This is a genomic window from Hanstruepera flava (assembly GCF_023634025.1).
Taxonomy (GTDB): Bacteria; Bacteroidota; Bacteroidia; order Flavobacteriales; family Flavobacteriaceae; genus Hanstruepera; species Hanstruepera flava.
In genome coordinates this window covers 43,594-59,924 of the sequence record NZ_JALJCW010000003.1, presented here as the reverse complement: position 1 = coordinate 59,924, position 16,331 = coordinate 43,594, and the positions used below count along the sequence as shown (strand labels likewise).

At 34.3% G+C, this 16,331-nt stretch carries 19 protein-coding genes; 13 read left to right on the top strand and 6 right to left on the bottom strand.

Features of this window, described 5'->3' with window-relative positions; all coding sequences use genetic code 11:
- The 5 genes from MTX13_RS10375 to MTX13_RS10355 all read right to left on the bottom strand — a co-directional run bounded on the left by MTX13_RS10375 (nucleotide 1) and on the right by MTX13_RS10355 (nucleotide 3,246).
- Nucleotides 1-831 carry a TPM domain-containing protein gene (locus MTX13_RS10375; protein WP_250434669.1) on the bottom strand — a complete coding sequence of 277 codons (831 nt, stop codon included), beginning with the start codon at nucleotides 829-831 and terminating at the stop codon, nucleotides 1-3.
- Nucleotides 831-1,268: a TPM domain-containing protein gene (locus MTX13_RS10370; protein WP_250434668.1), complete on the bottom strand. Its 438-nt coding sequence runs from the start codon at nucleotides 1,266-1,268 to the stop codon at nucleotides 831-833. Before MTX13_RS10370 ends, MTX13_RS10375 begins: the two co-directional genes overlap by 1 nt.
- Before the next feature lie 5 nt (nucleotides 1,269-1,273).
- On the bottom strand, nucleotides 1,274-1,873 hold the full coding sequence (locus MTX13_RS10365) for a LemA family protein (RefSeq protein ID WP_250434660.1): 600 nt from the start codon (nucleotides 1,871-1,873) through the stop codon (nucleotides 1,274-1,276).
- Between the two features lie 72 nt (nucleotides 1,874-1,945).
- Nucleotides 1,946-2,275 (bottom strand): MerR family transcriptional regulator, encoded by a 330-nt coding sequence (locus MTX13_RS10360; protein WP_223033670.1) that lies wholly within the window; start codon nucleotides 2,273-2,275, stop codon nucleotides 1,946-1,948.
- Nucleotides 2,275-3,246: a M23 family metallopeptidase gene (locus MTX13_RS10355; protein ID WP_250434658.1), complete on the bottom strand. Its 972-nt coding sequence runs from the start codon at nucleotides 3,244-3,246 to the stop codon at nucleotides 2,275-2,277. The genes MTX13_RS10360 and MTX13_RS10355 overlap by 1 nt, the downstream gene beginning before the upstream one ends.
- A 210-nt stretch (nucleotides 3,247-3,456) precedes the next feature.
- On the opposite strand from MTX13_RS10355, the gene alaS reads away from it, so the two are divergent.
- The 7 genes from alaS (at nucleotide 3,457) to MTX13_RS10320 (ending at nucleotide 11,448) form a co-directional block, all read left to right on the top strand.
- Nucleotides 3,457-6,072, top strand: a complete 2,616-nt coding sequence (gene alaS, locus MTX13_RS10350) for an alanine--tRNA ligase (protein ID WP_250434656.1) — start codon at nucleotides 3,457-3,459, stop codon at nucleotides 6,070-6,072.
- 30 nt (nucleotides 6,073-6,102) lie between these two features.
- Nucleotides 6,103-7,053, top strand: coding sequence for a GSCFA domain-containing protein (locus MTX13_RS10345; protein ID WP_250434655.1), 951 nt, complete (start codon nucleotides 6,103-6,105; stop codon nucleotides 7,051-7,053).
- An 80-nt stretch (nucleotides 7,054-7,133) separates the two neighbouring features.
- Nucleotides 7,134-7,661, top strand: a complete 528-nt coding sequence (locus MTX13_RS10340) for a DUF6252 family protein (RefSeq protein ID WP_250434651.1) — start codon at nucleotides 7,134-7,136, stop codon at nucleotides 7,659-7,661.
- 258 nt (nucleotides 7,662-7,919) lie between these two features.
- On the top strand, nucleotides 7,920-8,186 hold the full coding sequence (locus tag MTX13_RS10335; RefSeq protein WP_250434649.1) for a hypothetical protein: 267 nt from the start codon (nucleotides 7,920-7,922) through the stop codon (nucleotides 8,184-8,186).
- Nucleotides 8,187-8,240: 54 nt separating this feature from the next.
- Entirely contained in the window at nucleotides 8,241-10,010 is a 1,770-nt protein-coding gene (locus MTX13_RS10330) for a tetratricopeptide repeat-containing sensor histidine kinase (RefSeq protein WP_250434648.1), read from the top strand.
- Between the two features lie 30 nt (nucleotides 10,011-10,040).
- Entirely contained in the window at nucleotides 10,041-10,691 is a 651-nt protein-coding gene (locus MTX13_RS10325) for a response regulator (RefSeq protein WP_250434647.1), read from the top strand.
- A 142-nt stretch (nucleotides 10,692-10,833) separates the two neighbouring features.
- Nucleotides 10,834-11,448 (top strand): DUF4230 domain-containing protein, encoded by a 615-nt coding sequence (locus MTX13_RS10320; protein ID WP_250434646.1) that lies wholly within the window; start codon nucleotides 10,834-10,836, stop codon nucleotides 11,446-11,448.
- Here the strand turns inward: MTX13_RS10320 and MTX13_RS10315 are convergent.
- The gene (locus MTX13_RS10315; RefSeq protein ID WP_250434642.1) at nucleotides 11,443-11,748 is read right to left on the bottom strand and encodes a rhodanese-like domain-containing protein; all 306 of its coding nucleotides are present in this window, start codon (nucleotides 11,746-11,748) and stop codon (nucleotides 11,443-11,445) included. The two genes, MTX13_RS10320 and MTX13_RS10315, sit on opposite strands and share 6 nt — an antisense overlap.
- Before the next feature lie 91 nt (nucleotides 11,749-11,839).
- Here MTX13_RS10315 and MTX13_RS10310 point away from each other — a divergent pair, with 91 nt between their 5' ends.
- The 6 genes from MTX13_RS10310 to paaD all read left to right on the top strand — a co-directional run bounded on the left by MTX13_RS10310 (nucleotide 11,840) and on the right by paaD (nucleotide 16,294).
- The gene (locus tag MTX13_RS10310; RefSeq protein ID WP_250434641.1) at nucleotides 11,840-12,409 is read left to right on the top strand and encodes a TetR/AcrR family transcriptional regulator; all 570 of its coding nucleotides are present in this window, start codon (nucleotides 11,840-11,842) and stop codon (nucleotides 12,407-12,409) included.
- A 66-nt stretch (nucleotides 12,410-12,475) separates the two neighbouring features.
- Nucleotides 12,476-13,549 carry a 2Fe-2S iron-sulfur cluster-binding protein gene (locus MTX13_RS10305; RefSeq protein WP_250434640.1) on the top strand — a complete coding sequence of 358 codons (1,074 nt, stop codon included), beginning with the start codon at nucleotides 12,476-12,478 and terminating at the stop codon, nucleotides 13,547-13,549.
- 62 nt (nucleotides 13,550-13,611) lie between these two features.
- Nucleotides 13,612-14,568, top strand: a complete 957-nt coding sequence (paaA, locus tag MTX13_RS10300) for a 1,2-phenylacetyl-CoA epoxidase subunit PaaA (protein WP_250434638.1) — start codon at nucleotides 13,612-13,614, stop codon at nucleotides 14,566-14,568.
- 65 nt (nucleotides 14,569-14,633) lie between these two features.
- A complete protein-coding gene (paaB, locus tag MTX13_RS10295) occupies nucleotides 14,634-14,921 on the top strand; it encodes a 1,2-phenylacetyl-CoA epoxidase subunit PaaB (RefSeq protein WP_223033682.1) in 288 nt (95 codons plus the stop codon).
- Between the two features lie 68 nt (nucleotides 14,922-14,989).
- Nucleotides 14,990-15,742: a 1,2-phenylacetyl-CoA epoxidase subunit PaaC gene (gene paaC / locus MTX13_RS10290; RefSeq protein ID WP_250434635.1), complete on the top strand. Its 753-nt coding sequence runs from the start codon at nucleotides 14,990-14,992 to the stop codon at nucleotides 15,740-15,742.
- 51 nt (nucleotides 15,743-15,793) lie between these two features.
- Complete coding sequence (gene paaD / locus MTX13_RS10285; protein WP_250434633.1) at nucleotides 15,794-16,294, top strand: 1,2-phenylacetyl-CoA epoxidase subunit PaaD; 501 nt, start codon at nucleotides 15,794-15,796, stop codon at nucleotides 16,292-16,294.
- The last annotated feature ends 37 nt before the right edge of the window (nucleotides 16,295-16,331 follow it).

Here is a 16,331-nt window from a genome sequence, read left to right as displayed (position 1 = left end):
TTACCAACCACCAGAAGCTCCTCCGCCTCCAAAGCTGCCTCCACCGAAGCCACCTCCAAAGCCACCGCCAAAACCACCTCCAGAGCTACTGCCTCCACCAAAGAGTCCGCCTCCAGAACTTCCTCCATAACTGCCACGTCCCATATTGCTTAAAATAATGGCATCAAGGATACTCATGCCTTGCCTTTTGTTTCCTCCTGACCCACTATTGCCACCACCTCTTCGGTTTTTGGAAATAGCAATCAAGATGATTATAAAAATAATAAACAAGAGAAAAAAGAAACCAATTGGAAAACCACCTGAATTGTTATTCTGCCTAGTGCCTTTGTATTCGCCAGTCATAACCTCAAAAATGGCATCTGCGCCTCGGTTTAAACCGCCAGCATAATCATTACGCTTAAAATAAGGGATTATATCACGTTCGATAATACGTTTAGACATGGCATCTGTCAATAAATGCTCCATGCCATATCCTACTTGGATAGTAATTTTGCGATCCTCTTTGGCTAACAGAATTAAAACACCGTTATCTTCTTCGGCTTGTCCAATACCCCATTTTTCTCCCCATTGTGCACCTAAATAATTAATATTTTCACCATTGGTAGACGCTATTATAGCAATAACAATTTGGGTCGAGGTTGTGTCTGAATATCTAACCAGTTTTTCTTCTAAACTTATTTTATCATTTGGGGATAATAAATTAATATAGTCATAAACGCTAGTTTGCTTTTCAGGAATTGGAGGAATTTCATATTGAGCATATAGGCTTTGCATTGTAAATAAGCATGCCAAGACTATAATGTTAAGTGCTATTTTTTTTAAATACTGCATTACCCTTTAGAAATATTGTTTGGTAATTCGTTAATATCACCATGTTGCCAAGGAAAGTGGACTTCTAAAGCTTTTCCAGCTTTTAGGATACCATTAATTAAGCCTTGTTTAAAATCACCTTTTTTAAATTCCGCTAGTATGGCATCGCGAGTTGTGTCCCAAAAATCACTTTCTACAACATTATTAATGCCCTCGTCACCATAAATAACAAATGTTCTATCTGAAACAGCTACATAAATAAGCACACCATTTTGTTCTTTGGTATTATCCATTTTTAACATATGAAAAACGGCTTTTGCACGCTCAAAAACATCTAGTTTCGTAGAGTCTTCAATATGTACGCGTATTTCACCAGAGGTGTTTTTTTCGGCTTCGCGAATAGCGCCAACTATTTCTTGTTCGGCTTCAGCCGTTAGGAAATCTTCAATTTTAGACATAGTAATTAATCAAAGTCAAAATCTACATCAGGAGCATTCTCACTTCCAGGATCTGATTTGTATCTAGGCATTTCTTCAAAACCAAACAGTCCAGCTAATAGTTTGCCTGGGAATTTAGTAGTATGCTTATCGTAAATATTTACTTTTTCATTATAACGATCCCTAGCTACGTTAATACGATTTTCTATACCTTCTAATTGAGCCTGAAGCTCCAAAAAGTTCTGATTGGCTTTTAATTCTGGATAACGTTCAACCGAAACCAATAGTTTGGAAAGTGCTCCACTTAATCCGGTTTGTGCTTGTTGAAATTGAGCCATGTTTTCTGCGGTTAAATTTCCAGCATCAATGGTTGTTGAGGTGGCTTTTGCTCGCGCCTCAATAACTTCTCGTAAAGTAGTTCGTTCAAAATCGGCAGCACCTTGTACAGTTTTAACTAAATTTCCAATTAAATCGTTTCTACGTTGGTATGAGCTTTCAACATCTGCCCAAGCTGTTTTGGCATCTGCTTCATATTCTACGGCAGTGTTGTTAAAGCCAACTGCCCATGAATATAATCCAAAAACTATTACTGCAATTACAATAACAGGAATTAACCATTTTTTCATAATTTCTAATTTTAAATGTGTTAGTGTTTTTAACTATTGCGTTATAGATATGTTGAACAAAATAGATTTTTGTTACAACTGTTCTTTAATTTTAATAAGTTGCGCCTTAACGTCTTCTAGTTTGGTAATAATCTCAAAATTATTTAAAGTCTTTTGTTTTTCCTCTTTTAAATGAATTTTTGCACCTTCTAGTGTAAAACCACGCTCCTTTACTAAGTGATAAATTAGCTTTAGGTTTTTAATGTCATCGGGCGTGAATTTACGATTGCCCTTTGCATTTTTTTTGGGTTTTAAGACATCAAATTCCTTTTCCCAAAACCGAATGAGTGATGTGTTAACATGAAATGCTTTAGCGACTTCGCCAATGCCGTAATATCGTTTCTCTGGTAATTCAATATGCATTAGTCTAAAGATTGGTTTTCAATTGAAGCTTTTTCAAGTAGATCGTTAAATTCTTCAGCAGATAAATTACCGTAATAGAAGTTAATAGGGTTAATACGGTTACCATCCTTAAAAATTTCATAGTGTAAATGAGGGGCTTCAGAGCGGCCAGAGTTTCCTACAAACCCAATTAAATCGCCACGTTTGACACGCTGATTTTTTCTGACATTATATTTGTAGAGGTGGGCATACAAACTCACATAACCATAGCCGTGATCAATTCTAATGTGTCTTCCGTATCCTGAAGAGTTACTGTCGGCTCTTGTAACAATGCCATCGCCTGAAGCGTATATAGGTGTACCTCTTGGAGCAGTGAAATCCATTCCCCAATGCATCTTTCGTACTTTGGTAAACGGATCAGAACGGTAGCCATAACCCGAAGCCATACGTGTTAAATCTTCATTTCTAACCGGTTGAATGGCTGGGATAGCCGCTAATAACTTTTCCTTTTCTTCAGCCAATTTAGCGATTTCGTCTAGAGATTTTGATTGTACTACAATCTGTTTTTGAAGGATATCTATTTTTTTGTGACTCTCAATGATTAATTTGGAGTTGTCAAATCCTTCCAAACTTTTATAACGGTTTACACCTCCAAAACCAGCTTTCCTCTGTTCATCAGGAATAGGGTTGGTCTCAAAGTACATACGGTAAAGCGTATTATCGCGTTGAGCTATATTTTCAAGAACCGTTTCCGCTTCATTCATTTTTTTATTTAGCAATTCAAATTGCAATTGCATATTTGCCAATTCTCTTTTTAAAGCCTTCTCTCTAGGCGATTCAATATACTGACTGGCAATAAAAACAAACAGAAAGCCAAAAAGTGCAGAAGCCAAAATAAAAATTGATATATATGTAAAAGTACGCCTCTTTTTTCGTTCAATTTTCCGGTAGGATAACGTTTCGGAATCGTAATAATATTTTACCTTACTCATTTCTTAAATTATGCTATTTTTGCAGTTATAATTTACCTTAAATACTTAATTAATAAAATTTAACTGTCGTTACCACATTAATATTGTCGGCTAGTTTAATGATAAAACGTTTTTAATATCATATAAACTTAAAAAAACAAAGTGGAGAGTAAAGATAGAAATTGTTTTGTAATTAAAGTGGTTTTAACATAAAGTGATTAATACATATACATGAAATCTCAAGATATACGCTCTGAATTTTTAAACTTTTTTAAAGAAAAAAAGCATAGCATTGTGCCGTCTGCTCCAATGGTTTTGAAGGATGATCCTACGCTTATGTTTGTGAATTCAGGAATGGCACCATTTAAGGAGTACTTTCTAGGAAACTCTCAACCTAAAAATAACCGTATTGCCGATTCCCAAAAATGTCTACGGGTTTCAGGAAAGCATAATGATTTAGAGGAAGTGGGTTATGATACGTATCACCACACCTTGTTTGAAATGTTGGGGAATTGGAGTTTTGGCGATTATTTTAAAAAAGAAGCCATTGCCTGGGCTTGGGAATTACTGACCAAGGTTTATGGCATTAATGAGAACATATTATATGTAACTGTTTTTGAAGGCAGTAATGATGATGATAAGTTGCCCATGGATAATGAGGCTTACGAACTGTGGAAGGAATTTGTTCCCGAAGACCGCATTTTAATGGGTAATAAAAAAGATAACTTTTGGGAAATGGGCGATCAAGGGCCTTGTGGGCCTTGTAGTGAGATTCATGCTGATATTCGTTCTGAAGAAGAGAAAGCTAAAGTTCCTGGAAAAGAATTAGTGAACATGGATCACCCACAAGTAGTTGAAATATGGAATTTGGTGTTTATGCAGTATAACCGAAAGGCTAATGGATCACTTGAAAGTTTACCAAACAAACATATAGATACTGGAATGGGTTTTGAGCGCTTGTGCATGGTATTGCAAGGCGTTCAGTCCAACTACGATACCGATGTGTTCACACCCATAATTCGTGAGATAGAAACCATTACAGATAAAACCTACGGCAAAAGTGAAAAAACAGATGTGGCTATACGTGTTATTTCAGATCACGTTCGTGCCGTTGCATTTTCAATAGCAGATGGTCAATTACCAAGTAATACAGGTGCTGGCTACGTAATCCGTAGAATTTTACGTAGGGCAGTACGATACGGTTTTACGTTTTTAGATAAAAAAGAACCTTTTATTTATAGGCTCGTTGACGTTTTAAGCAATAAAATGGGCGATGCCTTTCCTGAATTGAACAGTCAAAAAATTCTTATTGAAAATGTTATTAAAGAGGAGGAAACGTCTTTTTTGAGAACATTGGATCAAGGGTTGGTGTTATTAAATAGAATTGTTGATGAGAGACAATCTGACATGATTTCAGGAGAGAAAGTTTTTGAATTATATGATACTTATGGCTTTCCAGTAGATTTAACAGCCTTAATTTTGGCTGAAAAAGACTTGCAACTTGATGAAAAAGCTTTTGAAGAAGAACTTCAAAAACAAAAAAACAGATCGCGAGCAGCTAGCGAGATGTCAACAGACGATTGGACGATTTTAAATGAAGATGCCGAAGAGGAGTTTGTGGGTTATGATAGGTTAGAGGCACAAGTTAAAATTTCACGATACAGAAAAGTGGTTTCAAAAAAGGATGGCGAATTATATCAGTTGGTATTTAATTTAACACCTTTTTACCCAGAAGGCGGTGGGCAAGTAGGTGATAGGGGTTTCCTAGAAGATGTTCATGGTGATGTTATTTATGTTTTAGACACAAAAAAAGAGAATAATGTTATTATTCATCTTACCAAAAGTTTACCAAATCATTTAAACGAGTCATTTAAAGCTGTTGTTAGTGAAGAACTTAGGCAATTAACAGCTTGTAACCATACAGCAACACACTTGTTGCATCAAGCTTTACGGTCTGTTTTAGGTACGCATGTTGAACAAAAAGGATCCTTGGTTGGACCTCGATACTTGCGATTTGATTTCTCACATTTTTCCAAGTTGACAGAAGAAGAACTACAAGATGTTGAAGACTTTGTAAATGCCAGAATTTCTGGAAAACTACCGCTTGAAGAAGGTAGAAATGTGCCTATGGAACAAGCTATTGAAGAAGGAGCTATGGCTTTGTTTGGCGAAAAGTATGGCGATACGGTTCGTACTATTCGTTTTGGACAATCCATAGAGTTATGTGGTGGAACCCATGTTGCTAATACCGCTGATATTTGGCATTTTAAAATTGTTTCAGAAAGTGCTATTGCTGCTGGAATTAGAAGAATTGAAGCTATTACCAATAAAGCTGTTGAAAGTTATTTTACAGAAAACAACAATGCGTTTCTTGAAATAAAAGGCCTACTTAATAATGCCAAAGAACCAGTAAAAGCTTTAAAATCTTTGCAAGAAGAAAACGCAGATTTAAAAAAGCAAATAGAAAACCTTTTAAAGGACAAGGCCAAAAACATCAAGGGTGAGCTTAAAAACGAATTGACCGAAGTAAATGGAATACAGTTTTTAGCTAAAAAATTAGATTTAGATGCTGCTGGAATTAAAGATGTTTGTTTTGAGTTAGGTGGTCAGTTTGATAATCTGTTTTTATTGTTTGGTGCAGAAAATGAAGGTAAAGCGATATTGTCGTGTTACATTTCTAAAACATTGGTTGCTGAAAGAGATTTGAATGCAGGACAAATCGTGAGAGAGTTAGGTAAGTTTATCCAAGGTGGCGGTGGAGGTCAACCATTTTTTGCGACAGCAGGAGGTAAAAATCCAAGTGGTATAGAGCAAGCTTTACAACAAGTGAAAACCTATATTCAATAAACCTGTACCTTTTGTAAAAGTAGGTGTGTTATGAATCTTCAGACAAAAATATCTTTACAAGCAGAAGAGTACAATCCTATTGGCTATAAATCAAAAGTTGTTTTACTGGGCTCTTGTTTTGTTGAAAACATAGGCGAAAAGTTAGACTATTATAAATATCAGGCTTTCCGTAACCCTTTTGGGATTTTGTTTCATCCTCTAGCTATTGAGAAACTTGTTTTAAATGCTATTAACGGGAAAGTATATTCTGAAAGCGATATTTTCTATCATAATGAACAATGGCACTGCTTTGATGCACATTCCAAATTAAGTACGAGTTCTAATGATGAGCTTTTAAAAGCATTGAATGAGCAGATTGAGTTAACCATAAACCAGCTTAAGGAGGCTTCGCATATTGTTATCACATTAGGTACAGCTTGGGTCTACAGGCATATAGAAAGCGATACGATAGTTGCTAACTGCCATAAAAGATTACAGAGAGCGTTTTTAAAAGAGTTGTTGTCAGTTGATGTTCTTTCAGAATCATTTGATGCCATTATTAATTTAATTAGGAGTATAAATACCAAAGCCGATATTATTTTTACCGTATCACCTGTTAGACATTTAAAGGACGGGTTTGTTGAAAACACGCAAAGTAAGGCCCATCTTATAGCTGCAGTACATCAAGTTGTTAATCCAAGGCATAAGCTTCATTATTTTCCCTCGTATGAAATAATGATGGATGAACTTCGAGATTATCGTTTCTATGGTAAAGATATGATTCATCCTAGCAGTCTTGCTGTTGACTATATTTGGAACAAATTTAAAACGGCTTGGGTTTCTAAAGAGGCAGCGACTCTTATGAAAGAAATAGAAATAATTCAATCAGGATTAAACCATAGACCCTTTAATCCTAATTCTGAAGCTCATCAAGAGTTTCTAAAACAGTTAGAAGCAAAAAAGACAGCTGTTCAAAATTTACATCCACACATTTCTTTTTAAAAATACGTAATTTATCGTATTGATTTCATTTACAAATTGTTGCAGATTTGAGGTATTATTAACAACAAATTTTTTCAACAATGAGAACTTTAAAACAAATTATGTTATTTGCCATGGTTTTGGGAGCCTTTTCTTTTTCATCATGTTCAAGTGATGATGATGGAGGAAATCCTGCAGATACTACCGCTGGTTCAGGAACCATTACTGCTAAAATTGATGGTAGTTCATTCACATCACTTGAGATGACATCAATTGCAAATAAAGTGACTGCTGGCGGACAATCTACATTGGTGATTCAAGGTAATACGCAATCGCAGGCATTTCAATTCACAATCAATGCCTATGATGGTGTAGGGACGTACGAATTTACAGATGCAAACGTATTTAGAATTGCGTCTTACATTGAGCCTAATGTTAGCAATCCAGCTAATACACAAACATGGTCGGCTCCATATGAAAATTCAGGAGTAGCAGGTGAAATTAGTATTTCTGAAGAAACCGATTCTAATATTAAAGGAACTTTCTTTTTTACAGGAAAAAACAGTAATGACAATAGCACAAAGTCTATAACCGAAGGTTCTTTTAACTTAACATTGCAAGTACAATAATAACAACGCTTGGTTTACAGGGTTTTATAAAATCTTAACAATTTAATCTTGTTGTTGAGGTTGCTGATTGAGCGTGGTGACAATTGTTATTACGCTTAATCTTTTTTAAAAGCAGTTTATCGAATAATTAATTCTGATAGTACTTTTAATTGTAAATTTATTATGCTATTAATCAATATATAAAGAAACATCAATTATGTAAATGCCTTAACAAAGGAATTTGCTGTTGGTGTTTTTTTTTTGCTTGCTACTTAAATTATGATCTTTTCTATTTGTATATTCATTTTGGTTCTAGTTGTAAGTGTGTATGCATTTAAAACATTTGTGTCCACTATTGCTGAAAATAGCAAAGGACAAGAAATCTGTTTAGTTTTACAAAGTTCACTTCAAGATGAAATTCAAAAACAAAAGTCTATCAAGCAAAAGCTTAAATTAGTAGAAGACTTAAATTGTATGCTGAAAAGAAATATTTTTAAGATTATTAAAGATATTCTCGAAATACAAAAATTGGCTTTAAACGAATAAAGAAACTTTATGAGGTTATTGGTGCTTTTTTTCGCTTTTTTAAGTTTTAAATCTGTGTCATCGCAGAATACTAAATATTTAGATAGCCTTTCTCTAGCTATTGAACACTACTCTAAAAAGAAGCAAATACAAATTATAAATACGGTTCGCTTTGATAAAATTGAAAGCGATGTAAAAACTTATAAAACCTTGGCAGACCAAGCTATTCGTTTTTCGTTGGATATTGGAGATTCACTACTACTAGCTGATAGTTATGCATCTAAAGCATATGTTACTGATAACAAAGAAAGTATTAAGTTGTATTTAGATGCTATAAGGATTTACGAACGGTTACATCTTTTTGGTAAATCTGGTGATATGTATACCAGATTGGGTTGGCAATTAAAACGACGTGATTATGAAAAGGCAATAATGTATTATCGCAAGGGTATGCGTACACTTGAAAAGCACCAAGGTAATATTCCAATTGATCCTGTTTATGATAATTACGGTGTTATGTTAGGTATGAAGAAAGACTGGGATAGTGCCTTATATTACCATGAAAAATCACTAAAATTAAAAAAACAATTAAACGATAGCGTCGGTATTCCATTTGGATATGCTCATTTGGCAAATGTGTATTTAAACCAAAAAAAATATGATAGGGCCTTGAAATATCTTGATAGCTCATTGGTAATTAGAAAAAAACGCCATGATACTTATGGAATTACAGACGCTTATCTATATTATGGGGATTTATATTTTTCAAAAAAAGACTATGAAAATGCAGTAGATTATTATAAAAAGGGTTACAAATTAGCTTTAGAAAACCACTATTTTCCTTTAAAAAAGTACGCTGCTGAATATTTGTACAAGAGCAATGATTTTTTGGGTGATTATAAAGCCGCTCTAAAATATAATTTGATATTTAATCAGCTAAAAGATAGTGTATTAAATATTGAAACCAATAATAAAATTTCGGAGCTTGAAATACAGTTTCAAACAGAAAGTAAAGAAAAAGAAATCCTATCACAACGCGCAGATTTGGCAGAAAAAGAGCTCGATATTAGCCAAAAGAACACTCAAATTATCGGACTCTGTGTTTTGGCTCTTGTTTTGGCCCTCTTAGGATATTTGGTATACAATCAGCAAAAACTTAAGAATTCACAGCTAAAAAAAGAGAGTGAATTAAAAGAGGCTTTAATAAAAATAGAAGCCCAAAATAAACTTCAGGAGCAACGCTTGGAAATCTCAAGGGAATTACACGATAATATTGGGGCTCAATTAACTTTTATTATTTCTTCATTGGATAATTTAAAATACGGGTTTAGCCTCCCTGATAAACTAGGTGAAAAATTAAACGCCATTAGTGAGTTTACAACAGCTACCATTTATGAATTACGTGATACCATATGGGCTATGAATAAAAACGAAATTTCGTTTGATGATTTACATTCCCGTATTTCAAATTTTATTGATAAAGCAAGTGCTGCTTCTGAAACGATAAAATTTAACTTTACTGCTAATCCTGAATTGCAGAAGTCATTAAAATTGTCTTCAGTTAAAGGTATGAATGTGTATCGAATAATTCAAGAAGCTTTAAATAATGCATTAAAATATGCTTCGGCCAATACAATACAGGTGTTTCTTGAAATTGATGGCAATAAAGGTTTCCAAATTTCTATTCAAGATGATGGCAAAGGATTTGACTTAAATGCTATTGAATATGGAAACGGGTTGAATAATATGAAAAAGCGTGCTGAAGAAATTAATGCAAAATTTAAAATTGAATCAGAATTAGGTAAAGGAACAACAGTAAAAGTTATCAATATCCCAAATGCTTAATCTAATTCACTGTTTAAAAAAGAAAACAACATGAAAATAAAGATAGCAATAGTAGACGATAATTCGTTTTTAATAAATACAGTTAAGGAAAAGCTGTCTTTTTTTCAAAACTTAAAATTTAAATTCTCTGCAATTAATGGTGCTGATCTGTTGGAAAAACTCGATGCAAATCAAAAAATTGATTTAATTCTAATGGATATAGAAATGCCTGTTTTAAATGGCATTGAAGCAACCGAAATTGTTAAACAAAAATACCCGCAAATAAAAATTATCATGCTTACGGTTTTTGATAATGACGAAAATATTTTCAATGCCATAAAGGCTGGAGCAGATGGGTATTTACTTAAAGAAATTAATGCTAAAGATTTACATGATGGAATTGTAGATACGCTTAATGGTGGCGCAGCAATGAATCCATCTATTGCTTTAAAAACCTTAAAATTATTGAGAAATCCCCTGGATATAGAAAATGAATCAGATAAGGATGATATTAAATTAACACAACGTGAGATTGAAGTCTTGGAACAGTTGAGTAAAGGCTTAAGCTATAATTTAATTGCTGAAAACTTAATTCTCTCTACAGGAACGGTAAGAAAACATATAGAAAACATCTACAAAAAACTTCAAGTGCACAATAAACTGGAAGCGGTTCAAAAAGCCAAAAAAAATAAACTTATTTAACATTTAAATAATATCAAATTAACACCCAAATTCATATGTAGGACGATATTTGTAGTGCTATTAATCAAAGAGGAACTTAAGCATTGGTAAGACTTCATCGTCGAAGTTGCCAGTGCTTTGTTTTTTTATGTAATTTAGTAATATGCGAAAAATTTTATTTGGTATAATAATTACATTAGTTATACTGTTTTCATTCAAATATTGCGGAGACAAGAAAAAAAACGAAGCAGTATTAAAGGAAAGTTCAGCCTTAATTCAAGAGCAAATCAAGAATGTTGGTAAACTAATTGTTACTGAAGGTCATTTTAGTGAAGTTTTTAATTACAAGCATTCCAAAGAACTTTTTGGCGATTATTTTACTTCAGATAAGCAAGCTTTGGTTGTGGTTAATGCAGATGTTTATGTGGCTTATGATTTGAGTAAAATTGAATTTGAAATTGATGAAGGGTCAAAAACTTTAACGATCTTAAATATACCAAAAGAGGAAATTAAAATTTCTCCAGACTTGGAATATTATGATATTCAAGCAGATTTTTTTAACCCTTTTGAGGCAGATGACTATAATACTATTAAGAACCTCGTAAAACAATCGCTAACTAAAAAATTAGAGGCGTCAGATTTAAAAAATAATGCTCAAAATAGATTGATTAGCGAATTGTCTAAATTTTATATTCTCACTAATTCGTTGGGTTGGACTTTACAGTACAATGAAAAGAATATCAGTTCAATGGATGAGCTTAACGGTTTAAAGTTATAGCTTTTTGCTTAAGCTAAACCAACCGCCACCATTTATGGCATCTATACCGTTTGCCTTTAACAATGTAGCGGCACTTCCAGAACGCATACCACTTGCGCAACAAGTAATAACAGGTTTGTTCTGCTTTTTTATATCCTTTATTTTTCCATTCAATACTTGAAGAGGAATGTTTTTAGAACCAGGAATAGCACCTTGATTATATTCTGATGCCGTTCTTACATCTAAAATAATGGCACCTCGCGATTGAAAGTCTTTTATTTTGTCAGTTTTGTTTCCAGTTAGAAAATCTAATATTCCCATAATTATTTTTTTACAAATTACTTTATTTTTTTTGAAATTGAATGTAACAAGAGTTACACCTTTATTTTTATGACTATATTCATACAATCTTATGAAACAAGAAACCAGAAAAGAAGAAATAATTAAAACAGCAGCAAGACTTTTTAAGGAAAAGGGCTATAGTGCCGTAACTATGCGAGATCTTGCAAAGGCCATGGGAATTAAGGCAGCAAGTTTGTATAATCACATAAACTCTAAACAAGAAATCCTAAAGGAGATTATTATATCCCTTGCTGAAGAGTTTACTAGCGGTATTAATGTAATTAAATCATCCGACAAGTCGAGTATAGAAAAACTTAATGAAATTGTGGCACTTCATGTTAGTATTACAAGCAAGAATACCTATGGCATGGCATCTTTAAACAACGATTGGATGCATCTTGAAGAACAACTGCCTTATTATTTGGAACTGCGTTCCAACTACGAGAATGAGTTTAGAAATATATTAAAAGAAGGAATACAAAAAAACGAAATCATAAATTCAGATGTAGAGGTTATGCTATTTTCAATCCTGTCAACATTAAGGTCTTTGTATTTGTGGATCCCCAAAAAAGAAGATTTAAATTCTGAAGAACTAACATCTCATTTAAGCAGCATCTTAATTAATGGAATTAACAAATAGTTTGAATTATATTTCGTAATTTTGTCAATCAAACTAACAAGTGTTAGTTAAATATTATAACGCAATATGGCTCAATTCTATAAGCTAAAGATTCAAAATATATATAAAGAAACATCTGATTGTTCAGTTGTTGAATTTAAAATACCTCAAGAACTAAAAACAAATTTCGCGTTCCGTCAAGGGCAGCACCTAACCTTAAAAGCCGATATTAATGGAGAAGACGTAAGGCGTTCGTATTCGCTTTGCTCTAGTCCTTTGGAAAACAAATGGAAAGTTGCGGTAAAATTAATACCAGGTGGAAAGTTTTCAACATTTATAAATGAAAGTTTGCAAGCAGGCGACACATTAGAAGTTATGCCGCCAAGTGGTACGTTTGGTGTGGAATGCGATACAGAAAAACGTAAAAATTATCTGTTTTTTGCTGCTGGTAGTGGTATTACGCCAATTTTATCTATGATAAAAACACACTTGGCAACAGAACCCAACGCAACTTGTAAGTTGTTTTATGTAAATAAAACAGCAAAATCCATTATCTTTAAAGAAGAACTGGAACAATTACGAAACACTTATTTCGGGAGATTGGAAATCTACTATTTCTTGACCAAAGAACGTCGCGATATCGATTTGTTTAATGGTCGTTTTGATGACGATAAAATGCAAGTACTCACCAAAACCTTTATCGATATCCCTGATACTAGTGAAGTGTTTTTGTGTGGTCCAGAACAAATGGTCAATTATGTAAGTGACTATTTAATAAAAGCAGGTTTGCCAAAAGAACTAGTGCATTTTGAATTATTTGTCTCTGGACTTTCTGAAGAAGATATCAAACGTGCAGAACGATTGGCACAGCAAAATCTAGAAGGAACAGAAGTAACTATTATAGATGGAGGTAAAGAGTTTTTCTTTACCATGACCAAAGAGTATGATAATATTCTAGATGCAGCTCTTGGCGCTGGAGCCGATTTGCCTTTTGCATGTAAAGGAGGTGTTTGTAGTACTTGTAAATGTCAAGTAAAGCAAGGTGAAGTAGAAATGAAAATTAATTATGCGCTTGAAGAAAAAGAAGTTGCTCAAGATTATGTCTTGAGTTGTCAAGCCGTACCTACAACAGATAAAGTTGTTGTAGATTTTGATGTATAATAATAATGTTATTCCGAGCATAGTCGAGGAATCTGATAAAACTATTCACTAATTCGAAAATTATGAGTGAAGAACAAATTAAAAGTTTAGAAAACCAATTTGAAGCACGAATTGCACGTGATGAAAAGATTGAACCCAAAGATTGGATGCCAGAAAAGTATCGTCAGACGCATATTAGGCAAATGTCACAACATGCGCATTCAGAAATTATAGGTATGCTTCCAGAGGGGAATTGGATAACTAGAGCACCTTCTTTAAGACGTAAAGTGGCACTTCTGGCAAAAGTTCAGGATGAAGGCGGTCATGGTTTGTATCTATACAGTGCAGCAGAAACCTTGGGTATTTCAAGAGATGAAATGTTTGAGCAGTTACACACAGGTAAGGCTAAATATTCATCCATATTCAATTATCCAGCATTAACATGGGCAGACATGGGAGCTATAGGATGGTTGGTTGATGGTGCAGCAATTATTAATCAAGTAGCATTGTGTGGAACGTCTTATGGACCTTATGCCAGAGCTATGGTACGAATTTGTAAAGAAGAAAGTTTTCACCAACGACAAGGTTATGAAATTATGTTGAAGCTTTCGCAAGGTACTCAAGAACAACGCGATATGGCTCAAGATGCCTTGAATCGTTTTTGGTGGCCAGCACTTATGATGTTTGGACCTAAAGATGAAGACTCACCACATACGGCGCAGTCAATGAAATGGAAATTGAAGCGAAAAACAAATGATGATTTACGCCAGCAGTTTATCGATCAAACCGTGCCACAAGCTGAACTTATAGGGCTTACAGTTCCTGACCCAGATTTAAAATGGAATGAAGAACGCCAAAGTTATGACTTTGGAGAAATAGACTGGGATGAATTTTGGCAAGTAGTTAAGGGACATGGTCCTTGCAATAAAGAGCGTATGGCTGCAAGAGTAAATGCCTGGGAAGGTGGTGCGTGGGTTCGCGATGCGGCAATGGCTTATGCTGAAAAACAACAAGAGAGAAAAACGAAACAAGTATCTTAATAAAATCATCTGTTAGAACAATATTGCTTTTGTTTCAAAAACTAGATGTATCAAAAACATAAACTATGTCAACAAAAAATTGGCCACTTTGGGAAGTGTTTGTAAGAAGTAAAAACGGATTGGAACATCGTCATTTTGGAAGCCTACATGCAGCTGATGCTGAAATGGCTCTAGAAAATGCACGAGATGTTTATACAAGGCGTAACGAAGGTGTAAGTATATGGGTTGTGGAATCTAAACATATTACAGCATCAAATCCGGAACATAATGGCGAACTATTTGAGCCTGCACAAGATAAAGTGTATCGTCATCCAACATTTTATAATTTACCAGATGAGATAAAACACATGTAATAATTGTCATTCCTGCATGTCACATTGAGCTTGTCGAGATGAAGGCAGGAATTCCACTAAATGAAACTATGAAAAACAATTTATACAAATATATTTTAGGTATTGCAGACAACAGCCTCATCCTCGGTCAACGAATGGGTGAATTATGTGGTCATGGACCGAGTTTGGAAACAGATATTGCATGCACAAACTTGTCTTTAGATTTATTTGGGCAAGTACGTAGCTATTATCAATACGCAGCAAAAATAGCAGGAGATGATAGGACTGAAGACGATATAGCTATGCTACGTAAGGAGCGTGATTATTTAAATGTACTATTAGTAGAACAACCCAATAGAGACTTTGCTTATGTCATTGGACGCCAGTTCCTGTTTGATGTGTATCATCATTTATTTTTAATGGAACTGCAAAAAAGTAAGGATCTAACTTTGGCAGCAATAGCCAATAAGTCTATTAAGGAAGTAAGTTACCATTTGAGATTTTCAACAGATTGGGTAAAACGTTTAGGTGATGGAACAGAAGAAAGCCATACCAGAATGCAAGAGGCAATAGATCAATTATGGACATATACAGACGAGTTATTTCATCAAACAGAAGCGGATAAAGAAATGGTTTCTGAAGGCATAGGAGTTGATGTAACTAAATTAAAAGAAGAATATTATAATAAAGTGGCAGAGGTTTTAGCTGAAGCTACACTTCAAGTTCCAGATTTAAAATATTTTCAAAAGGGTGGAAAGCAAGGTATCCATACGGAACATTTAGGCTATCTTTTAGCGGAATTACAATACATGCAGCGTGCATACCCTAATATGGAATGGTAAAAATCAATGATTTGTCATGCTGAACTAGTTTCAGCATCTCATTAAAATAAGATGACAACAACAGAACAACATATAGACGAAGTCTTAACTCCAATTCTGGAGAAAGTTTCAGATCCTGAAATTCCTGTATTGTCTATTATGGATATGGGAGTTGTTCGTTCTGCTGTCATTAAACAGGGTATTGTATATGTTGAGATTACACCAACATATAGTGGCTGTCCTGCAATGGATGTTATAGGCGACGATATTAAAGCAGCTTTAAAGAATGCAGGTTATGAATCAAAGATTGAATTGATTCTGCATCCAGCTTGGACAACCGATTGGATAACACCAAAAGGAAGAGAAGCATTAGAACAATATGGTATAGCAGCACCTTTAGAGGCTGAAGCCGATAAAGATGTGTTGCTCAATGGTAAACGATTGGTGAAATGTCCACAATGTGGTTCCACAAATACGAAATTAGTAAGTCAGTTTGGTTCAACAGCATGTAAAGCGCAATTTCAGTGTGACGATTGCCAAGAACCATTCGATTATTTTAAATGTTTGAAATGACAACTTGTTGTCACCCTGAGCGTAGTCGAAGGGTCTC